This is a genomic window from Microbacterium sp. Bi121 (assembly GCF_918698005.1).
GTDB lineage: Bacteria > Actinomycetota > Actinomycetes > Actinomycetales > Microbacteriaceae > Microbacterium.
This window is the reverse complement of sequence record NZ_CAKKLJ010000004.1, coordinates 256,645-276,451: the sequence shown is the minus strand read 5'-3', so window position 1 is coordinate 276,451 and position 19,807 is coordinate 256,645. Positions and strand designations below refer to the sequence as shown.

The following is a 19,807-nucleotide window of genomic DNA, read 5'->3' as shown; positions in this document are numbered from 1 at the left end:
CCATGCGTTCGAACATCATCCTCTGGTGGATCCTCGCGGTCTTCTTCGCCCTGGTAGGCGTCACCTACACGGTGTGGCACATCCTGGCCTACCCGGAGCTGACCGGCGCGATGAGCGTCGAGTGGGTCGGCACGGTCGCGCTGTTCTTCGGCATGTTCATGTCGGCCATGATCGCGGTCTACCTGCAGCGCACGCACAAGGCGCAGGGCGGCGAACTCCCCGAGGACGTCCTGACGTCGGACATCGATGACGGTGACCCCGAGCTCGGCGAGTTCAGCCCCTGGTCCTGGTGGCCGCTGGTGCTGGCCGCTTCGGCTGGTGTCTTCCTGGTCGGAATGGCCGTCGGGCAGTTCCTCCTCCCGATCGGCGTGGCGATCTTCGCCGTCGCGATCGTCGGCTGGGTCTACGAGTACTACCGCGGACACTTCGCCCGCTGAGAAGCTCGAGTCTGCTGATCAGAACGCCCCTGGAAGATTCCAGGGGCGTTCTGCGTATGGGTCGCCGGTCAAGCCCGCGTGCGTACGCGGGCGACTCCGGTGAGTGGGTCGACGGGGCGACGGTGGATGCCATCGTGGTCTTCGACGGGATATCCCTCGCGTACCCAGTACTCGAAGCCCCCGATCATCTCGCGTACGTCGTACCCGAGCTTCGCGAACTCGAGAGCACCCTTCGCACCGGCGTTGCATCCGGGACTCCAGCAGTAGACGACGACGTCGCTGCCCTCAGGGACCTCCTGCGCAGCCCTGCTGGCGATCTCGCTGTAGTGCATGTGCACGGCGCCTGCGACTCGTCCCTGGGCCCAGGCCTCGTCTGAGCGGACATCGATGACCACGACCGCTTCTCCGGCCTTCTGGCGGGCGTACAGGTCGCTCGCGTCGGTCTCGTAGGCGAGCTTGGCGGCGAAGTAGTCAGCGCGATCGATCATGGCCCCAGCATAGAACCCGGGGGTCACACCGTTGCGCGTCCCGATCCGGCCGGAGATGCGGTCATCTGGTGCGTTGCAGGTGGTGTGCCGGTAACGCCGAAGGCCCCGATGCGAATCGCATCGGGGCCTTCGAGAGGGGGAGGGCGTTACTCGCCGCTCTCGTCCTTCTTCTTGGACTTCTTCACCGGGTCGGTGGCGATCACCGAGCTCGGCGTGTTCGGCGTCTCATCGACGTGCGTCTCGCGCTCGGGGTGCAGCGGAGCATCCGGAACACCGGCACGCTCGTGGGCGCCCTGGATCTCAGCCGCCTCGGCCTCATCCATGTGCGCAGTCACGTGGTGCTGGTGCGCGACGGCGGCATCCACCTCGGCCTGCGTGAGCGGGGACAGACGGTCTTCGTAGAACCAGCGGGAGAGGCTCGAGCGCAGGTTCTGCGTCCACGGGATGCGACCCTTGGCGTTCGGGCGGACCACCAGGGGCTCGTAGCCGTCGACATCGATGAGCTTCCAGCGGTCGTACTGGTCGACCGGCTGGTGCACCTCGATGTACTCGCCGCCGGGGAGGCGGACGATGCGACCCGACTCGTAGCCGTGCAGGACGATCTCGCGGTCCTTCTTCTGCAGCGCGATGCAGATGCGCTTGGTGACGAAGTAGCCGATGATCGGGCCGAGGAACAGCAGAGCCTGAAGCGTGTGGATGACACCTTCCATCGTGAGGTGGAAGTGCGTCGCCATGAGGTCGGACGAGGCGGCCGCCCACATCACGGCGTAGAAGATGACGCCGGCGACACCGATCGCGGTGCGCGTCGCGGCGTTGCGCGGGCGCTGTGCGATGTGGTGCTCGCGCTTGTCGCCCGTGACCCACGCCTCGATGAAGGGGTAGATCGCGACGGCCACGATGAACAGGCCGAGGACGACGACCGGAATCAGGATGCCGAAGGACCACGTGTGGTTGAGGAACACGACATCCAGGTGCGGCGGGGCGAGGCGCAGCGCGCCGTCCGCGAAGCCGATGTACCAGTCGGGCTGGGTGCCGGCGGACACCGGAGACGGGTCGTACGGGCCGTAGTTCCAGATCGGGTTGATCTGGAAGAACGTCGCGATGAGGACGATCGCACCGAAGACGATGAACAGGAAGCCGCCCATCTTCGACATGTACACCGGCATCATCGGGTAGCCGACGACGTTGTCGTTCGTGCGGCCCGGGCCGGCGAACTGGGTGTGCTTGTTGACGATCATCAGCATCAGGTGCACGACGATCAGGCCGATCACCAGCAGCGGAAGCAGCAGGATGTGCAGCGTGTACAGACGGCCGACGATGTCGGTGCCGGGGAACTCGCCGCCGAAGAGGAGGAACGAGGTCCACGTGCCGATCAGGGGGAGACCCTTGACCATGCCGTCGATGATGCGGAGGCCGTTGCCCGAGAGCAGGTCGTCAGGCAGCGAGTAGCCCGTGAAGCCCTCGGCCATGGCGAGGATGAACAGCACGAAGCCGATCACCCAGTTCAGCTCGCGCGGCTTGCGGAACGCACCGGTGAAGAAGATGCGCAGCATGTGGATGCCGATGCCGGCGACGAACACGAGCGCGGCCCAGTGGTGGATCTGGCGGACCAGCAGGCCGCCGCGGAGGTCGAAGGAGATGTGCAGCGTCGATTCGAGCGCTGCGGACATCTCGATACCGCGCATCGGGGCGTAAGCACCCGTGTAGTGGGTTTCGACCATCGACGCCTCGAAGAAGAACGTCAGGAAGGTTCCGGAGAGGAACACGACGACGAAGCTCCACAGTGCGATCTCGCCGAGCATGAACGACCAGTGGTCGGGGAAGATCTTGCGACCCAGCTCCTTGACGAAGCCGGACAGGCTCGTGCGCTCATCGATGTAGTTCGAGGCTGCGCCGATGAAGCGGCCGCCGAGCGGCGCCTGAGCGTCCTTCTTGTCGTCTTTGGACAGCGTTGCGGTACTCAATGGCGCTCCCAGAAGCTCGGGCCGACGGGTTCTTCGAAGTCGCTGCGTGCGACGAGGTAGCCCTCGTCATCGACCGTGATCGGCAGCTGAGGCAGCGGACGCGCGGCCGGGCCGAAGATCACCTTGGCATGGTCGGTGACGTCGAACTGCGACTGGTGGCACGGGCACAGCAGGTGATGCGTCTGCTGCTCGTAGAGAGCAACGGGGCAGCCGACGTGAGTGCAGACCTTGGAGTACGCGACGATGCCGTCGTACGACCAGTCCTTGCGCTCCTCGGATTCGATGAGCTGCTCGGGGCGCAGGCGCATCATCAGCACGATGGCCTTGGCCTTCTCCTCGAGGTAGCCGTCGTGGTGCGAGAGAGTCGCGAGGTCCTCGGGGATCACGTGGAACGCGGAGCCGAGCGTGACGTCAGCAGCGCGGATGGGCGTGCCGTCGGGGTCGCGGACCAGACGCTGGCCCTTGTCCCACATCGTCTGCTTCAGGAGCACGACCGGGTCGCCGGCCGTGGGGTCGTCAGGCGTGCTGTGCGGAGCGAGTCCACGGAAGAGCGCGACGCCGGGGACGATGGATGCCACGACCGCTGCGATGAGCGAGTTGCGGATCATCGTGCGGCGGCCGAAGCCGGACTCCTCGTTCGCCTCGGCGAAGGCCTGGATGGCTGCTTCGCGGGTCGCGTCCTTGCCTCGGGTCGGATGCCGGTGCTCGATGTGCTCCTTGTCGCTCATCAGCGCCTTGGACCAGTGGATCGCGCCGATGCCGATCGACAGCAGCGCCAGCGCGATGCCGAGACCGATGAAGAGGTTGTTGTTGCGGATCGATGCCAGCGAGCCGTCCTCGATCGGGAACAGCATGTACGCCGCTACCGCCCAGATGCTGCCGGCGAGCGACAGGTAGAACAGCGTGTAGACAGTGCGTGCTGCCCGCTTCTCAGCCTTCGGGTCCTGATCTGTGATCCGCTCACGGTGCGGCGGCAGGCCGGGGTTCTGCACGGGATCGCTGACTGCGACACCCAGCCCAGGGGAGGGCTGGTAGGCCCGGTCAAGGGCCTGCGAGTCGTCGTCGTGTGCCATGGTGCTCCTCGTACGTTCCTCTTCGTTGAATATGCGTCAGTTGGACTTCGCCGTGATCCACACGGTCGCGCCGACGAGGGCGCCGATGCCGAAGATCCAGACGAACAGGCCCTCGGAGACCGGCCCGAGCGAGCCGAGCGTGAAGCCGCCGATCTGGACCTCCTGCTGCTGGAACAGCAGAGCCGAGATGATGTCGCGCTTGTCCTCGTCTGACAGGTTCATGTCGCCGAACACGGGCATGTTCTGCGGGCCGGTGACCATGGCCGCGTAGATGTGCAGAGCGCTGGTGCTGGTCAGCCCAGGGGCGTACTTGCCCTCGGTGAGAGCGCCACCGGCTGCCGCGACGTTGTGGCACATCGCGCAGTTGACGCGGAACAGCTCCGCGCCGTGTGCGACATCGCCTTCGCCGTCGAGGATCTCGTCTGCGGGGTAGGTGGGGCCAGGGGCGACCGACTGGACGTACGACGCCATGGCCTCGATCTGGTCCTGCGTGAACTGCACGGGCTTCTGCGGAGCCTGCGGTCCCTGCATCTGCAGGGGCATGCGGCCGGTCGCGACCTGGAACTCGACTGCCAGCTCGCCGACGCCGTAGAGGCTCGGGCCGTTGTCGGTTCCCTGCAGGTCGAGGCCGTGGCAGGTGGCGCAGTTCGCCTGGAACAGCTTCTGTCCGTCATCGACGGTCAGCTGCGTGCTCGCCGATGTCTGGGTGTCGGTTGCCGCAATCGCGGCCGACGCACCGGCGTAGATGCCTCCGGTGATCAGGAGTCCCGCTCCGATGAGCGCCGCAGCGGCCAGGGGGCTACGGCGTCCGTTCGAGCGACGCTTCTTCTCTCGTGCCATTTCGCAGGTCAGCTCCGCTCTTATTTCAGGAAGTAGATGACGAAGAACAGCACGATCCAGACGACGTCGACGAAGTGCCAGTAGTACGACACGACGATCGAGGAGGTCGCCTCCTTGTGTGCGAAGTTCTTCACCGCGAACGCGCGCCCGATGACGAGCAGGAACGCGATGAGTCCGCCGGTGACGTGGAGGGCGTGGAAGCCCGTGGTCAGGTAGAACGCCGAGGCGTAGGAGTCAGCCTGGATCGGCAGGCCCTCTGCGACCAGCTGGGCGTACTCCCAGACCTGACCGGAGACGAAGATCGCGCCGAGCGCGAAGGTGACCCAGAACCACTCGACCATTCCCCAGCCGAAGAGGCGGCGGCGGCCTGCGCCGTTGAGGTGCCCCTTCTTGATGCGATACGCCTGGAGATCCTCAGCCGCGAACACGCCCATCTGGCAGGTCACGGAGGAGAACACCAGGATGGCCGTGTTGACTGCGGCGAACGGAACGTTCAGCAGCTCGGTACGGTCTGCCCACAGCTCGGGTGAGGTGCTGCGGAGCGTGAAGTAGATCGCGAACAGTCCCGCGAAGAACATCACTTCGCTGCCGAGCCACACGATGGTGCCGACAGCTACCGGATTCGGGCGCTTGATCGTTCTTGCCGCCGGGGCATAGGTCGCTGAGGTGGTCACCTGTCCATTATGGCCGATTCGCGAGCATGATTCTTGCATCCGGGGGGACCGATTCGCTGGTGCCAGACTTAGGGGACCCTAAGAAAACACTGCGAATCCTCGGTGAATACGCGGCACCGCGCGGATGGCCGAGGCGCAACGTGTCCTCAGGGTGTCCATTCGCGCCGATAAGATCTCTGGCATGGCGGATTCCCTGACCTGGCCCGATGTCCTCACCGCACTTCTGGAGCGACGCGACCTCAGCGTGTGGGAATCCACCTGGGCCATGCGCCAGGTGATGCAGGGCAACATCTCGGATGCCAAGCTCGCGGGTTTCCTCGTCGCTCTGCGCGCCAAGGGCGAGACCATCGACGAGATCGTCGGATTCCGCGATGCCATCCTCGAAGCCGCAGTTCCGCTTCCTGTCTCTCCGAATGTTCTCGACATCGTCGGGACGGGGGGCGACCGCGTCGGCACGGTCAACGTCTCGACCACAGCGGCGATCATCATCGGCGCCACAGGCATCCCCGTCGTCAAGCACGGCAACCGTGCCGCCAGCTCCGCGTCCGGTTCCTCGGACGTCCTCGGCGCGCTGGGCCTTCAGCTCTCGCTGTCGCCGGAGGACGTCGCGAAGGTGCTCGATCTGACGGGCATCACGTTCGCGTGGGCTGCGGCATTCCACCCCGGTTTCAAGCACGCCGGTGCGGCACGAGGCGAGCTCGGCGTGCCGACCGTGTTCAACATGCTCGGACCACTGTGCAACCCTGCCCGCGCTGAGGCGAACGCTGTCGGCGTCGCCCAGCTCGAGCGCGTTCCTCTCATCACCGGCGTCTTCCGCACGCGAGGCGCCACGGCACTCGTCTTCCGCGGAGACGACGGCCTGGACGAGCTCACCACGACCGGTCACAGCAGGATCTGGGAGGTCTCGCGCGGTGACATCCACGAGCACGACCTGGATCCGCGCGATCTCGGCATCCCCACGGCCGACCTCGCCGATCTCATCGGCGGTCCTCCCGAGTACAACGCGGGAGTGCTGCGGGACACGCTGGCTGGAACGAAGGGCGCCGTTCGCGACATCGTGCTCCTGAACGCCGCGGCCGGAATCGTCGCGTTCGAGCTGTCGCAGGACGCGACGCAGGCGACACGGCCGATCCTCGAGCGTCTTCGCGACGGTTACGAGCGGGCCGAAGCCGCCGTCGACGACGGCAGCGCAGCTGCGAAGTTGGACGCCTGGGTCGACGCGACGCGCGAGCTGGCATCGAACTGAGCTCTGATGGATCCCGTCGACGCACTGCTCGAGATCGCCACGGTTCTCGAACGCGAGCGAGCGTCGCGGTACCGGGCGAAGGCGTTCCGGCAGGCGGCCGCCACGGTGAAGGCACTGCCGCTGGATGTGCTGAACGACCCGACGAGGTTGCGCGCGGCGAAGGGGATCGGTGAGTCGACCTTCGCCGTGATCCGCGAGGCCCAGTCGGGCGTGGTGCCCGCGTACCTCGTCGACCTGCGCGGCGAAGTCGAGCCGGAGCGGACGTCCGTCCTGCGACCGAAGCTGCGCGGCGACCTGCACGCCCACACGGACTGGTCGGACGGTACGACCCCGATCGCCGTCATGGCGGACGCCGCCCGCGCGCTCGGGCACTCCTACCTGGCCATCACCGATCACTCACCGCGACTGCGCGTCGCGCGTGGGCTATCGGCTGAGCGCCTGCGAGAGCAGTTGCCGCTGGTGCGCGCGGAATCCACCGACACGTTCACGATGCTCACCGGTATCGAGGTCGACATCCTCGAAGACGGCGGGCTCGATCAGGAGCCGGAACTGCTCGGCGAGGCCGACATCGTCGTGGCATCCGTGCATTCGAAGCTGCGCATGGAGTCACGGGAGATGACCAGGCGCATGCTCGCTGCTGTCGCGCAGGCCCACGTCAACGTCCTCGGCCACTGCACTGGCCGGCTCGTGCAGGGCGACCGCGGCACTCGACCGCAGTCGCAGTTCGACGCACGTGCCGTATTCGACGCCTGCGCCGAGAACGGCGTCGCCGTCGAGATCAATTCACGGCCGGAACGCCAGGATCCGCCTGACGAATTGATCGCGATCGCCCTGGACGCCGGATGCCTGTTCTCGATCGACTCGGATGCGCACGCCCCGGGGCAGCTGTCGCTGCTCGACTACGGTGCTGAGCGTGCCGAGAAGGCGGGCGTGCCGGCGGAGCGGATCGTCACGACCTGGGGGCTCGAGCGCCTGAGGGCCTGGGCCGAATGACGCGGCGTTCCTTCCCGTGGCTGGTGCTCATCGGCATCCTGGTCGCGGCTCTCAGTCTTCGCGCGCCGATCATCGCGCTGACCCCTGTGCTGCCGGACATCATCCACGACCTCGGCATCAGCTCGGCATCCGCCGGACTGCTGACGACGGCGCCCGTCATCATGTTCGCTGTCATGACTCCGCTCGCCGCGCTCGTGATCCGCCGCGCGGGAGCCGAACTGGCGCTTCTCATCGCCCTCGGCGGAGTGATGGTCGGCACGCTGGTTCGCGCTCTCCCCGGTTTCGGCTCGATGGTCACCGGCATGATCATCATGGGCGCGACGATCACCGTGGGGAACGTCGTCATCCCGGTGATCATCCGACGTGACCTGCCGCCCGAACGTACGGCGATCGCGACGGCCGCCTACACGGCGACGTTGAACGTCGGCTCGCTGCTCACGGCGCTCGGCACCGTCCCGCTCGCAGAGGTCACCGGATGGTCCACTGCGCTCCTGCTGTGGGGCCTGTTCTCGGTGGCGGGCATCGCCCTGTGGCTCGCCCACATCGTGCGGTCGCGTTCATGGCGATCCGCAGAACGGATGTCGGGGGAGACCGTGGCATCGGCCGGGCAGGGCGAGTCTGCGACTCGGCACGAGACTGCGAGCATCACCGGGCCGATGCCGGTTGTAGCCGACAACCGCATCGCGGTCGTCCTTCGACGCCCGATCGTCTGGCTGCTCGTGATCGCCTTCGCATCGCAGTCGACCGTCTACTACGCGATGTCGACCTGGCTGCCGACGATGCTGCTCGACACGACCGACGTCGACGCCGCGACCGCGGGGGCCCTGGCGTCGCTGTTCCAGGGCGTCGCGATCGTCGGCGCCATGCTGGCGCCTCTGCTCATGCGGTTCGTCGGCCCCGTGTACTCGGCTCTGATGCTCGGCGTCTGCTTCGCTGTGATGGTGGCCGGGATGCTGGTGGCCCCTGAGCTCGCAGGAGTCTGGGCCTCGTTCGGCGCGCTCACGCATTCCGGCGGATTCGTGCTGATCTTCACCGGTCTGGTTCGGGCCGCGCGATCGGATGCGGAGGCCGCCACGATGTCGGCGCTCGTGCAGGGCGGCGGGTACCTGTTCGCCGCGTTGGGCGCCCCGGTCATGGGGGCGTTGCACGAGGCGAGCGGCGGATGGCAGGTTCCGCTCGTCGGAACAGGCGTGATCGTTCTGGTCTACGTCGTTGCGCTGATGTCCGCGATGGTCGTCGCCTTCCGGCGACGCTGAATCAGTCGACCTGCCGGTTCAGGGTGTTGATCTGATCAGGGCGGCGATCGCCCGCTGCATCGAACTGCCGAGATTCCACTGCTCGGCGAGCGTCTCTGCTGCTTCGACCTGTTGCGGGTCGAGGGCGCGCACCGGGTCCGCCGGCACCTCGATGCTGAGGTTCCGTGCGACCTCGACGACGGTGGGAGCGACGTCGAGGTAGTCGGACGCGGCCATGACCTTCGCCTGCACCCCTGCGCTCATGCCCTCGCCCGCGGCGGCCGCAGCGCGGATGCCGGCGAGATCACCGTGCGTCCGCAGGAGCGTCGCGGCGGTCTTCTCCCCGACGCCGGCGACGCCGGGCAGGCCGTCGGACGCATCACCGCGCATCGTTGCGAAGTCGGCGTACTGCTCTGGCAGCACGCCGTATTTCGCGACGACGGTCGCGTCGCTGACGATCTCGAGGTTGCTCATGCCCCGCGCCGTATAGATGACGCGGATGCCTCGGCTGTCGTCGACCAGCTGGAACAGGTCGCGGTCGCCGGTGACGATGTCGACGGGAATCGTGGAGCGAGTCGCGAGTGTGCCGATGACGTCGTCGGCCTCGTGAGCGGCGACTCCGATGATCGGGATGCCGAGAGCGGCGAGCGTCTGGCGGATCAGCGGGAGCTGCGCCTCGAGCGGGTCGGGCACCTCTTCGATGTCGGGCCCTGCGGCGACGACTTCGACGACACGGTGCGTCTTGTAGCTCGGAATGAGGTCGACTCGCCACTGCGGACGCCAGTCGTCGTCCCAGCAGGCGACGATGTGCGTTGGTTCGTAGAGCGTGACGAGCTTCGCGATGATGTCGAGCAGTCCTCGCGTCGCGTTCACCGAGGTGCCGTCCGGTGCCTTCACCTTGTCCGGGACGCCGTAGAAGGCGCGGAAGTACAGAGATGCGGTGTCCAGCAGCATCAGCTTCTCGCTCATCCGATCAGCATGGCACAGGGGAGTGACGTTGCCGCGGTCAGCAGCCGGGGGAGCTCGGAGCCTGTTCGCACGTGTGGGCGACGAGCGCGGTGTGCGCCTCGAAGATGCGGATTTCCTGCGGTGCGCCGGGCGAGGTGACCTCGCCGGTGATCGGAAGCCATCCGATTCCGAAGTCGACTTCGGCCGTGTAACGGACGTCGACGTTGGCCGTGTATGTGCCGCGCTCGGAGTAGGTATGGCTGGTGTCTGTGGGAGTGAACTGCGCCTGGTCGAGTGCCGCCCAGGTCGCGCCGCCGGTGGTCGTGATCGCGGTATGGCCGTCGCCGAACGCGAAGTCGAATGCCGACGGAGTGAACCGCACCGAGACGGGGAACCCGAACAGATCGGCGTCGACGGTGTGCGTGGATGCTGCGGCCACGAAGTTCGTCGGAAGACCGACGACCCCGACGTTGTCAGGCTCTGCGGCGACGACGGAGCCGTCCGGAGCGAAGCGGGCGAGGTCCGAGATCGTGATCGCGGGTATCGCCGCGATCTCCTCCTGCGCCTCCTCATCGTCAGGGTCTTGCGCCGCGTTGAAGCAGAGGCGGTAGGAGTCCCAGTCCATCCGGCACTCGCCGAACTCGTCGCTGGGTGGTGGGGGAGTCCACCCCGGCGGCGGTGTCCACCCGGGCGGCGGCGTCCAGTCGGAGTTGTCGATGGGCGAGGTGCCGCGGTCGGGGTCTGTGGACTTCGAGCCGTCGATGACGATCTCGGTGCCTGTGTTTGTGGTGCAAAGCCCCGCTTTGATCTGGTCAGTAGAGCATTCCGCTGGCGACTGACCCGGGACGAGCGCGAGCACCAGAGCGGCGATGTGGAGTGTTAACACGACTTGCCCTCGGCGACAGTGGAGTTCGTTATGAGGATCTCGTCCGGCGTGCCGGTCAGCGCCACATTCAGGACCCAACGGTCTTCGCGGTTCGACGGCGTGACGTCGTTGCCGTTCTTGTCGATAACGCGTGAATCGCTCACGTCCAGGCACACGCGTGCCTGAATCCTGGATAAGCGGTCTAGATCAGCACTTGTTCCAGAAAAACTGACGATCTCGCTCTGGCCCGACAGCGTGAGATTGTTCTCCTTGAGGTAGCGCTTGGTTTCGATGTCGCTATCCAGGGCAGCGCCCGTAAGGAAGTCAGCAGTATCATCTCCGCCGTTGCTCGCATCGTTGTAGGCCCGGTACGTCTCCTCCGCAGCAGCGAAGGCCTCCTCTTCGCTCGCGAAGGCGGCGGTCGGCGTCGGGCTCGGGGCGGGCGCGGGCGTGCAGGCGCTCAGCGTCGCTCCGGCCACGGCCAGCAGCGCCAGCATCCGGAACCGGTTCGTCTTCGATCGGGGGACCATCACCCGTTCACGCTAACGCGAACCCGCGGCATCCCGTCCGACTTATCCACAGAACCGGAATGGCGCCATCTCTGATACTCTGAAGTGTCACTCGTGGCGTGCACGCGCGCGCCTGTGTGCATCCAATCAAATCCAACTGCTTCTCCAGCGGAGTCACGCATGCGTGAAAGCCGGAGAAGCCCGAGTATCCACCCAACAAGGACAACCCACTACATGACTACCGCAACGACCGCCCCGGCCACCAAGCAGGTCGCCATCAACGACATCGGATCTGCTGAGGACTTCCTGGCCGCGGTCGAGAAGACTCTGAAGTTCTTCAACGACGGCGACATCATCGAAGGAACGATCGTCAAGATCGACCGCGATGAGGTTCTGCTCGACGTCGGCTACAAGACCGAGGGTGTCATCCCCTCCCGCGAACTTTCCATCAAGCACGACGTCGACCCCAACGAGGTCGTCAAGGTCGGCGACGAGGTCGAGGCTCTCGTTCTCCAGAAGGAGGACAAGGAAGGCCGCCTGATCCTCTCCAAGAAGCGCGCACAGTACGAGCGCGCCTGGGGAGACGTCGAGAAGATCAAGGAGAACGACGGCGTCGTCACCGGCACCGTCATCGAGGTCGTCAAGGGTGGCCTCATCGTCGACATCGGCCTCCGTGGCTTCCTGCCGGCCTCGCTCATCGAGCTGCGCCGCGTCCGCGACCTGACCCCGTACCTGGGGCAGGAGATCGAGGCGAAGATCCTCGAGCTGGACAAGAACCGCAACAACGTCGTGCTCAGCCGCCGCGCACTGCTCGAGCAGACGCAGTCCGAGTCCCGCTCGAACTTCCTCAACAACCTGCACAAGGGTCAGGTCCGCAAGGGCCAGGTCTCGTCGATCGTCAACTTCGGTGCGTTCGTCGACCTGGGCGGCGTCGACGGTCTCGTCCACGTCTCCGAGCTGTCCTGGAAGCACATCGAGCACGCCTCTGAGGTCGTCGAGGTCGGCCAGGAGGTCACCGTCGAGATCCTTGAGGTCGACCTCGACCGCGAGCGCGTCTCGCTGTCGCTGAAGGCGACGCAGGAGGACCCGTGGCAGGTCTTCGCCCGCACCCACGCGATCGGCCAGATCGCTGCGGGCAAGGTCACCAAGCTCGTTCCGTTCGGTGCGTTCGTCCGCGTCGCAGACGGCATCGAGGGCCTCGTGCACATCTCCGAGCTCTCCAGCAAGCACGTCGAGCTGGCTGAGCAGGTCGTCTCCGTCGGCGAAGAGGTCTTCGTCAAGGTCATCGACATCGACCTCGAGCGTCGTCGCATCTCGCTGTCGCTCAAGCAGGCCAACGAGTCGGTCGACCCCAACGGCACCGAGTTCGACCCGGCTCTGTACGGCATGCTCGCCGAGTACGACGAGAACGGCGAGTACAAGTACCCCGAGGGCTTCGACCCCGAGACCGGTGCTTGGAAGGACGGCTTCGACGCTCAGCGCGAGGCATGGGAGCAGGAGTACGCTGCGGCCCAGACCCGCTGGGAGGCTCACAAGGCTGCGGTTGCCAAGGCAGCCGAGGCCGAGGCCGCCGCTGGCGACGACTTCGGCGCAGCCGCTGGCCAGTCGTTCACGAGCGACTCCGCCGGCGCCGGCACGCTTGCTGACGACGAGGCACTCGCGGCTCTCCGCGAGAAGCTCTCGGGCGGCAACGCGTAAGCAACGTCTGTCTGAAACGGGCCGTCACCCTTCGGGGTGGCGGCCCGTTTCGCGTATTCGCGACATCCGCTCAGGAGCACCGGACGCGACGTGTGACGCAAGATTACGGCCGACCTCGTCACATCAGCCGCACTCCGCGACGATGGGGGGATGAGTTCCGCCCTTCTCTCGTCGCGCACTGAGACCGTCCCGCCCGCTGGCGCCGCGACGGCCGTGCGCCTCGAGAGCGTGGAGCGGCGCTTCGCCGTCGCCGAAGGGCAGCGGCAAGTGCTGCGCGGTCTCGACGTCGACCTGGGCGCCGGTGAGATCGTCGCCGTCGTCGGACCGTCCGGATGCGGCAAATCGACGCTGCTGCGCCTGGTCGCGGGCCTCGACACTCCCACCGGCGGCATCATCGCCATCGACGGAACCGGTGTCACCGACACCGACGAGCGCACGGCGGTCGCCTTCCAGGAGCCGCGGCTGCTGCCGTGGCGCACCCTGGCGCAGAACGTCGCACTCGGACTGCCGCGGCGACTGCGCGGACGCGCCCGCACCGAGCGCGTCTCCGAGCTCCTCCGCCTCGTCGGTCTCGAGCACGCGGCGAACCAGCGCCCCCGTGAGGTCTCCGGCGGCATGGCGCAGCGGGCATCCCTCGCACGTGCCCTCGCCCGCAACCCCAGCGTCCTGCTGCTCGACGAGCCGTTCGGTGCGCTCGACGCACTGACCCGCCTGCGGATGCAGGACCTGCTGCTCGACATCCATGCCGCAGAGCCCACCACCATCCTCCTCGTCACCCATGACGTCGAGGAGGCCCTCTACCTGGCGGACCGCGTGCTGCTGCTGCGCTCGCTGACCGTCGACCCCGACCCGGATGCCGCGTCGATCGCCCGTACGATCGCCGTCCCCGGCATCCGCCCCCGAGACCGCGCAGATCGCGGACTCGCGGCACTTCGCGCCGAGCTCCTCGAAGGGCTCGGCGTCGACACCCATCACAGCGCCACCGATCACAGCACAGACCTGGAGACCCGATGAGCATCATCACCCGCCGAATCGTTCCTGCGACCGCGATCGCCGGCGCGATGATGCTGCTCGCCACCGGTTGCGTCGCCGGTGAGAACGCCGACGCCGCTCCTGCCGAAGGATCCGACTGGTCCGCGAGTACCGTCACTGTCGACTGGGCCACCTACAACCCGCTGAGCCTCGTCATCAAGGACCGGGGGATCCTCGAGGACATCCTCGGCGACGACGTCACGGTCGAGTGGGTGCAGTCCGCAGGGTCCAACAAGGCCAACGAGCTGCTGCGCTCGGGTTCGGTCGACGTCGGCTCGACCGCCGGATCCGCGGCGCTGCTCGCCCGCGCCAACGGCTCGCCGATCAAGGTCATCGACATCTACTCGCAGCCGGAGTGGTCGGCGATCGTCGTCGGCGCCGACAGCGACATCACCTCGGTCGAGGACCTCGCCGGCACGTCGGTGGCGGCGACCAAGGGCACCGACCCGTACTTCTTCTTGCTGCAGGCACTCGAGACCGCCGGCCTCACCGTCGACGACATCGAGGTGCAGAACCTCCAGCACGCCGACGGCCGTGCAGCACTCGACGGCGGCTCGGTCGAAGCCTGGGCGGGCCTCGACCCGATCATGGCCGCTGCCGAGGTCGAGTCCGGCGACAAGCTGATCTACCGCAACGTCGACTTCAACACGTACGGCTTCCTGAACGCCACCGAGGAGTTCATCACCGACCACGCCGACCTCGCGCAGGCCGTCGTCGACGCATACGAAGAGGCCCGCGAGTGGGCGCTCGAGAACCCCGAGGAGACAGCGCAGCTGCTCGCTGACGCGGCCGGCATCGACCTCGACGTGGCCACCACCGTGATCCAGGAGCGCTCCAACCTCGACGTCGACGGCGTGCCCGGTGACGCCCAGGTCAAGGTGCTCGAGAAGATCGCTCCGGTTATCGTCGACTCCGGTGACGTGCAGGGCGGTCAGGATGCCGTCGACAAGGCGCTCTCCGAGATCATCTACCCGGACTTCGCTCAGAAGGCCGTCGAGGGCTGATGAGTCAGACCGCCGAAGGCGCCGCGCTCGAGGGCTCCCGCCGAGCACTCGAGCTGCCCGGCGCGAGCCGCGCCGGCGGGCGCGGGCTGTGGGATCGTTCAGGAGTCCGCCTCATCGGCGGGCTCCTGCTCCCGGTCGTGATCCTCGTCGTCTGGCAGATCGCCACGACGACGGGGCTGGTGCCGACGTACCGGTTGCCGACCCCGGCATCCGTCTTCACGGCGGGCGTCGAACTCGCCGAACGCGGACAGCTGTGGACCCACATCGCGATCTCGGTGCAGCGCGTACTGCTCGGCTTCGCCATCGGGTCGCTCATCGGCCTCGCCGTCGCGGCGATCGTCGGCTTGTCCAAGCTCGGCGACCTGCTGCTGAGCCCGACGCTCGCAGCCCTCCGTGCCGTGCCGTCGCTCGCCTGGGTGCCGCTGCTGATCCTGTGGATGCAGATCGGTGAGGAGTCCAAGGTCACGCTGATCGCGATCGGCGCGTTCTTCCCGGTTTACACGACGGTCGCCGACGCGCTGCGCCACGTCGACCCGCATCTCGTCGAGGCGGGACGCTCGTTCAGCCTCCGCGGCTGGTCCCTGTTCCGCACGGTGCAACTGCCCGCCGTCATCCCGTCGGTGATGTCGGGCCTTCGGCTCGCGCTCGCGCAGTCGTGGCTGTTCCTCGTCGCCGCCGAACTCATCGCCTCGTCGATGGGTCTCGGTTTCCTTCTCGACGACTCGCAGAACAACGGTCGCGTCGACCGCATCCTCCTCGCGATCGTGCTGCTCGCCGTTCTGGGGACGATCACCAACGCGATCCTCGGCTTCATCGAAAGGCGTCTGCTCAAGCGATGGACCTGATCGACGACACGGTGTTGGTTCCAGAAGATGGGCCGACCGAAGAAGCCCGCCTGATCGAGGACCGCACCTACCCGCCGCCGCCCGCGTTCCGCGCGCAGGCGAACGTCACGGAGGAGATCTACGGGCAGGCGGATGCCGACCCCATCGCCTTCTGGGAGGACGCAGCGCGCCGGCTCGACTGGGCGACCCCGTGGCACACGGCACTCGACTGGCAGCAGCCGACCGGTGATGCGATTCCGGCGGCGCGCTGGTTCGACGGCGGAACACTGAACGTCGCCTACAACTGCGTTGACAGGCACGTCGAGGCCGGCCGCGGCGATAAGGTCGCCCTGCACTTCGAGGGTGAACCGGGTGACCGGACCGCGGTGAGCTACGCCGATCTGCAGCGTCGCGTCTCGCAGGCCGCGAATGCGCTCGAAGCGCTCGGGATCGTCCCCGGCGACCGGGTCGTGGTGTACCTGCCCGTGCTCATCGAGACGGTCGTCATCGCGCTCGCCTGCGCCCGCATCGGCGCCGTCCACTCGCTCGTGTTCGGCGGTTTCTCCGCCGAGGCCGTGCGGTTCCGTCTCGCGGACACCGGCGCCAAGCTGCTCGTCACGAGCGATGGGCAGTTCCGCCGGGGCACTGCTGTCGAGGTGAAGTCGGCCGCCGACATCGCCGCCGCGGACCTGCCCGCCCTCGAGCACGTGCTCGTCGTCCGGCGCACCGGTCAGGACGTGGCGTGGAGCGAGGGCCGCGACGTCTGGTGGCACGACGTGGTCGACACCGCGGCCGAGACGCATGAGGCGCAGCCGTTCGCGGCGGAGCATCCGCTCTTCATCATCTACACGTCCGGCACCACCGGGAAGCCGAAGGGCCTCGTGCACACGTCGGGCGGCTACCTCGCCCACGCGAGCTGGGCGCACTGGGCGCATTTCGACGCCAAGCCCGACGATGTGCACTGGTGCACCGCCGACCTCGCGTGGGTCACCGCGCATACCTACGAGATCTACGGGCCGCTCTCGAACGGGCTGACCCAGGTCATCTACGAGGGCACGCCGGACAGCCCGGACCGGGAGCGGCATCTCGAGATCATCGAGCGCTACGGCGTGACGGTGTACTACACGGCGCCGACGCTGATCCGCACGTTCATGACCTGGTTCGGCGATGAGCTGCCCGCGGGGCACGACCTGTCCAGCATCCGCCTGCTCGGCACCGTCGGCGAGGCGATCAACCCCGAGGCATGGGTGTGGTTCCGCCGCACCTTCGGGCGTGACGAGCTGCCGATCGTCGACACGTGGTGGCAGTCCGAGACAGGAGCGGCGATGATCGTGCCGCTGCCCGGTGCGACCACGCTCAAGCCCGGTTCGGCATCCGTGGCTCTGCCGGGCATCGATGCCGCCGTCGTCGACGAGAGCGGCGATGAGGTGGCGGCCGGACGTTCAGGAACGCTCGTCATCCGACGGCCTTGGCCCGGGATGGCGCGCACCGTCTGGGGCAACCCGCAGCGGTACCGCGACTCGTACTGGTCGGACTTCGCCGGACACGGCGACTACGGCGGCTACTACGTCGCCGGCGATGGTGCGACGCGGGACGCCGACGGATACATCTGGATCCTCGGGCGCCTCGACGACGTCGTGAACGTCTCCGGGCACCGACTGTCCACGATCGAGATCGAATCGGCCCTCGTCGCTGATCCGTCGGTGGGGGAGGCCGGCACCGCCGGCGTCTTCGACCCGATCACCGGCCAGGCGGTCGTCGCGTTCGTGATGCCCTCGGGCAACGGGGATGTGACGGCATCCGCTCTTCGCGACCGCGTCGCCCGCGAGATCGGCCCCGTGGCCAAGCCCCGCCACATCGTGCCGGTGCCGGACCTGCCGAAGACGCGCTCGGGCAAGATCATGCGCAGGCTCCTCGCGCAGCTGTGGGAGGCTGAGCAGGATCGTCGCGCGGGCCGAGAGCCGCAGGCGCTGGGCGACACCACCTCCCTGCAGAACCCGGATGCCGTGGCCGGCATCGCCGCGGCGCTCGCAGATATTCCGAGACCAGAACTAAGGAAGTCATGACGGAAGAACACCGCTTCGGGTTCCGCACCCGCGCGCTCCACGCCGGCGGAACACCGGATGCCGCGACCGGTGCGCGTGCCGTGCCGATCTACCAGACCACGTCGTTCGTCTTCGACGACGCGAAGGATGCCGGCAACCTGTTCGCCCTGCAGAAGTACGGCAACATCTACTCCCGCATCGGCAACCCCACGGTCGCTGCTCTCGAGGAGCGGCTCGCATCGCTCGAGGGCGGCATCGGCGCAGTGGCGACGGCATCCGGCATGAGCGCCGAGTTCATCACGTTCGCGGCTCTCGTGGGCGCCGGCGATCATGTCGTGGCATCCGCGCAGCTCTACGGCGGAACGGTCACCCAGCTCGATGTCACGCTGCGGCGCTTCGGCGTCGAGACGACCTTCGTCCCCTCGACGGACCCGGCCGACTACGCGGCGGCGATCCGCCCAGAGACCAAGGTCGTCTACGTCGAGATGATCGGCAATCCGTCCGGCGAGATCGCCGACATCGAAGGGCTCGCGGAGGTCGCGCACGCCGCCGGCGTGCCGCTCGTCGTCGACGCGACGCTGGCCACGCCGTACCTGGCTCGGCCGCTCGAGCACGGCGCCGACATCGTCATCCACTCCGTTACGAAGTTCCTCGGCGGGCACGGCACGACGCTCGGCGGCATCGTGATCGAGAAGGGCACGTTCGACTGGGGAGACGGGAAGTTCCCGCAGATGACCGAGCCGGTCGAGTCGTACGGCGGCATCAAGTGGTGGGACAATTTCGGCGAGTACGGGTTCCTCACCAAGCTCCGCTCCGAGCAGTTGCGCGACATCGGGCCGGCGCTCAGCCCGCAGTCGGCGTTCAACCTGCTGCAGGGCATCGAGACGCTGCCGCAGCGGATCGACGCGCACCTGGCGAACGCACGCATCGTCGCGGAGTGGCTCGATGCGGACCCCCGCATCTCGTATGTGACCTGGGCCGGCCTCGAGTCGCACCCGCACCACGAGCGCGCGGCGAAGTACTTGCCCCAGGGGCCCGGATCCGTCTTCGCGTTCGGCGTCGCAGCTGAGGACGGCCGAGCCGCCGGGGAGACGCTGATCGAGAACCTGCAGCTCGCCTCGCATCTGGCGAACATCGGCGACGCGCGCACGCTCGTCATCCACCCGGCATCCACGACTCACCGGCAGCTGACCGCCGAGCAGCTCGTCGCCGCCGGCGCGCCCGCGGATCTCATCCGCATCTCCGTCGGGCTGGAGGATCCGGACGACATCATCTGGGATCTCGACCAGGCCCTCACCGCAGCGACGGGAGCAACCCGATGAGCACGAACGACACCTGCGAGTTCACACCGCCGGCTCCCGCACCTTCTGCGTCGGCTGACGGCGTCGCCTGCGAGCTGCCGGGTGCCGCCGTCGAGACCGGATCCGAGGGCGCGGGCCTGGATCGAACATGGGCGAGCCCCAGCCAGCAGGAGCGGTTCGCCCTGCTGCGCCGATCGCGGTCGGTGGCGATCGTGGGCGCGTCGAGCAACCCGGCGCGCGCGTCGTACTTCGTGTCGACGTACCTGCAGTCGAGCTCGCCGTACGACGTCTACTTCGTGAATCCGATGGCGGACGAGATCCTCGGCCAGCCCGCGTACGCGTCGATCGCCGATCTGCCCGTCGTCCCGGACATCGTCGACGTGTTCCGCAAGCACGACGACCTTCCTGGCGTGGCGCAGGAAGCGGTCGACGTCGGAGCGAAGGCGCTGTGGCTGCAGCTCGGCTCGTGGAATGAAGAGGCCGCCGCCATCGCCGAGAGCGCCGGGCTCTCGGTCGTCATGGACCGCTGCATCAAGATCGAGCACGCGCGTTTCCACGGCGGGCTCCACCTCGCCGGCTTCGACACCGGCGTGATCAGCTCGAGGCGGCAGCTGCTGTCGCGCTGACGCGT

The 19,807-nt window shown here is 67.4% G+C and carries 19 protein-coding genes; 11 read left to right on the top strand and 8 right to left on the bottom strand.

Features of this window, described 5'->3' with window-relative positions; all coding sequences use genetic code 11:
- Positions 1 to 2: 2 nt before the first annotated feature.
- Positions 3 to 437 carry a cytochrome c oxidase subunit 4 gene (locus LQZ87_RS08410; RefSeq protein ID WP_230103015.1) on the top strand — a complete coding sequence of 145 codons (435 nt, stop codon included), beginning with the start codon at positions 3 to 5 and terminating at the stop codon, positions 435 to 437.
- Between the two features lie 68 nt (positions 438 to 505).
- Here LQZ87_RS08410 and LQZ87_RS08405 read toward each other — a convergent pair whose 3' ends face one another.
- The 5 genes from LQZ87_RS08405 to LQZ87_RS08385 form a co-directional block, all read right to left on the bottom strand.
- Positions 506 to 925 carry a rhodanese-like domain-containing protein gene (locus LQZ87_RS08405; protein ID WP_230103014.1) on the bottom strand — a complete coding sequence of 140 codons (420 nt, stop codon included), beginning with the start codon at positions 923 to 925 and terminating at the stop codon, positions 506 to 508.
- 146 nt (positions 926 to 1,071) lie between these two features.
- The gene (locus tag LQZ87_RS08400) at positions 1,072 to 2,889 is read right to left on the bottom strand and encodes a cytochrome bc complex cytochrome b subunit (RefSeq protein ID WP_230103013.1); all 1,818 of its coding nucleotides are present in this window, start codon (positions 2,887 to 2,889) and stop codon (positions 1,072 to 1,074) included.
- Positions 2,886 to 3,962 (bottom strand): Rieske 2Fe-2S domain-containing protein, encoded by a 1,077-nt coding sequence (locus tag LQZ87_RS08395; protein WP_230103012.1) that lies wholly within the window; start codon positions 3,960 to 3,962, stop codon positions 2,886 to 2,888. Before LQZ87_RS08395 ends, LQZ87_RS08400 begins: the two co-directional genes overlap by 4 nt.
- A 36-nt stretch (positions 3,963 to 3,998) precedes the next feature.
- Positions 3,999 to 4,802, bottom strand: coding sequence for a cytochrome c (locus tag LQZ87_RS08390; RefSeq protein ID WP_230103011.1), 804 nt, complete (start codon positions 4,800 to 4,802; stop codon positions 3,999 to 4,001).
- A 20-nt stretch (positions 4,803 to 4,822) separates the two neighbouring features.
- Positions 4,823 to 5,515 carry a heme-copper oxidase subunit III gene (locus LQZ87_RS08385; RefSeq protein WP_230103010.1) on the bottom strand — a complete coding sequence of 231 codons (693 nt, stop codon included), beginning with the start codon at positions 5,513 to 5,515 and terminating at the stop codon, positions 4,823 to 4,825.
- Positions 5,516 to 5,657: 142 nt separating this feature from the next.
- Here LQZ87_RS08385 and trpD point away from each other — a divergent pair, with 142 nt between their 5' ends.
- From trpD to LQZ87_RS08370, 3 genes are read left to right on the top strand one after another with little or no spacing between them, the layout of a single operon-like run.
- The gene (gene trpD / locus LQZ87_RS08380) at positions 5,658 to 6,722 is read left to right on the top strand and encodes an anthranilate phosphoribosyltransferase (RefSeq protein ID WP_230103009.1); all 1,065 of its coding nucleotides are present in this window, start codon (positions 5,658 to 5,660) and stop codon (positions 6,720 to 6,722) included.
- A 6-nt stretch (positions 6,723 to 6,728) separates the two neighbouring features.
- Positions 6,729 to 7,715, top strand: coding sequence for a PHP domain-containing protein (locus tag LQZ87_RS08375; RefSeq protein ID WP_230103008.1), 987 nt, complete (start codon positions 6,729 to 6,731; stop codon positions 7,713 to 7,715).
- The gene (locus LQZ87_RS08370) at positions 7,712 to 8,971 is read left to right on the top strand and encodes an MFS transporter (RefSeq protein ID WP_230103007.1); all 1,260 of its coding nucleotides are present in this window, start codon (positions 7,712 to 7,714) and stop codon (positions 8,969 to 8,971) included. Before LQZ87_RS08375 ends, LQZ87_RS08370 begins: the two co-directional genes overlap by 4 nt.
- 18 nt (positions 8,972 to 8,989) lie before the next feature.
- On the opposite strand, the gene LQZ87_RS08365 is transcribed toward LQZ87_RS08370, so the two are convergent.
- The 3 genes from LQZ87_RS08365 to LQZ87_RS08355 are packed head-to-tail and all read right to left on the bottom strand — an operon-like array spanning position 8,990 to position 11,296.
- Positions 8,990 to 9,919, bottom strand: a complete 930-nt coding sequence (locus LQZ87_RS08365; RefSeq protein ID WP_230103006.1) for a 5'-3' exonuclease — start codon at positions 9,917 to 9,919, stop codon at positions 8,990 to 8,992.
- A 37-nt stretch (positions 9,920 to 9,956) separates the two neighbouring features.
- Entirely contained in the window at positions 9,957 to 10,784 is an 828-nt protein-coding gene (locus tag LQZ87_RS08360; protein WP_230103005.1) for a hypothetical protein, read from the bottom strand.
- Entirely contained in the window at positions 10,778 to 11,296 is a 519-nt protein-coding gene (locus tag LQZ87_RS08355; RefSeq protein WP_230103004.1) for a hypothetical protein, read from the bottom strand. Before LQZ87_RS08355 ends, LQZ87_RS08360 begins: the two co-directional genes overlap by 7 nt.
- Positions 11,297 to 11,506: 210 nt before the next feature.
- On the opposite strand from LQZ87_RS08355, the gene rpsA reads away from it, so the two are divergent.
- The 7 genes from rpsA to LQZ87_RS08320 all read left to right on the top strand — a co-directional run bounded on the left by rpsA (position 11,507) and on the right by LQZ87_RS08320 (position 19,802).
- Positions 11,507 to 12,970: a 30S ribosomal protein S1 gene (rpsA, locus tag LQZ87_RS08350; protein WP_230103003.1), complete on the top strand. Its 1,464-nt coding sequence runs from the start codon at positions 11,507 to 11,509 to the stop codon at positions 12,968 to 12,970.
- Between the two features lie 150 nt (positions 12,971 to 13,120).
- Positions 13,121 to 13,984 carry an ABC transporter ATP-binding protein gene (locus tag LQZ87_RS08345; protein WP_230103002.1) on the top strand — a complete coding sequence of 288 codons (864 nt, stop codon included), beginning with the start codon at positions 13,121 to 13,123 and terminating at the stop codon, positions 13,982 to 13,984.
- Positions 13,981 to 15,006 (top strand): aliphatic sulfonate ABC transporter substrate-binding protein, encoded by a 1,026-nt coding sequence (locus LQZ87_RS08340; RefSeq protein ID WP_230103001.1) that lies wholly within the window; start codon positions 13,981 to 13,983, stop codon positions 15,004 to 15,006. Before LQZ87_RS08345 ends, LQZ87_RS08340 begins: the two co-directional genes overlap by 4 nt.
- A complete protein-coding gene (locus LQZ87_RS08335) occupies positions 15,006 to 15,851 on the top strand; it encodes an ABC transporter permease (protein ID WP_230103000.1) in 846 nt (281 codons plus the stop codon). Before LQZ87_RS08340 ends, LQZ87_RS08335 begins: the two co-directional genes overlap by 1 nt.
- Positions 15,842 to 17,896, top strand: a complete 2,055-nt coding sequence (acs, locus tag LQZ87_RS08330) for an acetate--CoA ligase (protein WP_230102999.1) — start codon at positions 15,842 to 15,844, stop codon at positions 17,894 to 17,896. Before LQZ87_RS08335 ends, acs begins: the two co-directional genes overlap by 10 nt.
- A complete protein-coding gene (locus tag LQZ87_RS08325; protein ID WP_230102998.1) occupies positions 17,893 to 19,197 on the top strand; it encodes an O-acetylhomoserine aminocarboxypropyltransferase/cysteine synthase family protein in 1,305 nt (434 codons plus the stop codon). The genes acs and LQZ87_RS08325 overlap by 4 nt, the downstream gene beginning before the upstream one ends.
- On the top strand, positions 19,194 to 19,802 hold the full coding sequence (locus tag LQZ87_RS08320; protein WP_230102997.1) for a CoA-binding protein: 609 nt from the start codon (positions 19,194 to 19,196) through the stop codon (positions 19,800 to 19,802). The genes LQZ87_RS08325 and LQZ87_RS08320 overlap by 4 nt, the downstream gene beginning before the upstream one ends.
- The last annotated feature ends 5 nt before the right edge of the window (positions 19,803 to 19,807 follow it).

What these genes read in the sequence shown, in the direction of transcription:
- LQZ87_RS08410 (WP_230103015.1), top strand. Translation starts at nt 3, where the DNA reads ATGCGTTCGAACATCATCCTCTGGTGGATCCTCGCGGTCTTCTTCGCC.
- LQZ87_RS08405 (WP_230103014.1), bottom strand. Translation starts at nt 925, where the DNA reads ATGATCGATCGCGCTGACTACTTCGCCGCCAAGCTCGCCTACGAGACC.
- LQZ87_RS08395 (WP_230103012.1), bottom strand. Translation starts at nt 3,962, where the DNA reads ATGGCACACGACGACGACTCGCAGGCCCTTGACCGGGCCTACCAGCCC.
- LQZ87_RS08390 (WP_230103011.1), bottom strand. Translation starts at nt 4,802, where the DNA reads ATGGCACGAGAGAAGAAGCGTCGCTCGAACGGACGCCGTAGCCCCCTG.
- LQZ87_RS08385 (WP_230103010.1), bottom strand. Translation starts at nt 5,515, where the DNA reads ATGCAAGAATCATGCTCGCGAATCGGCCATAATGGACAGGTGACCACC.
- trpD (WP_230103009.1), top strand. Translation starts at nt 5,658, where the DNA reads ATGGCGGATTCCCTGACCTGGCCCGATGTCCTCACCGCACTTCTGGAG.
- LQZ87_RS08375 (WP_230103008.1), top strand. Translation starts at nt 6,729, where the DNA reads ATGGATCCCGTCGACGCACTGCTCGAGATCGCCACGGTTCTCGAACGC.
- LQZ87_RS08370 (WP_230103007.1), top strand. Translation starts at nt 7,712, where the DNA reads ATGACGCGGCGTTCCTTCCCGTGGCTGGTGCTCATCGGCATCCTGGTC.
- LQZ87_RS08365 (WP_230103006.1), bottom strand. Translation starts at nt 9,919, where the DNA reads ATGAGCGAGAAGCTGATGCTGCTGGACACCGCATCTCTGTACTTCCGC.
- rpsA (WP_230103003.1), top strand. Translation starts at nt 11,507, where the DNA reads ATGACTACCGCAACGACCGCCCCGGCCACCAAGCAGGTCGCCATCAAC.
- LQZ87_RS08345 (WP_230103002.1), top strand. Translation starts at nt 13,121, where the DNA reads ATGAGTTCCGCCCTTCTCTCGTCGCGCACTGAGACCGTCCCGCCCGCT.
- LQZ87_RS08340 (WP_230103001.1), top strand. Translation starts at nt 13,981, where the DNA reads ATGAGCATCATCACCCGCCGAATCGTTCCTGCGACCGCGATCGCCGGC.
- LQZ87_RS08335 (WP_230103000.1), top strand. Translation starts at nt 15,006, where the DNA reads ATGAGTCAGACCGCCGAAGGCGCCGCGCTCGAGGGCTCCCGCCGAGCA.
- acs (WP_230102999.1), top strand. Translation starts at nt 15,842, where the DNA reads ATGGACCTGATCGACGACACGGTGTTGGTTCCAGAAGATGGGCCGACC.
- LQZ87_RS08325 (WP_230102998.1), top strand. Translation starts at nt 17,893, where the DNA reads ATGACGGAAGAACACCGCTTCGGGTTCCGCACCCGCGCGCTCCACGCC.
- LQZ87_RS08320 (WP_230102997.1), top strand. Translation starts at nt 19,194, where the DNA reads ATGAGCACGAACGACACCTGCGAGTTCACACCGCCGGCTCCCGCACCT.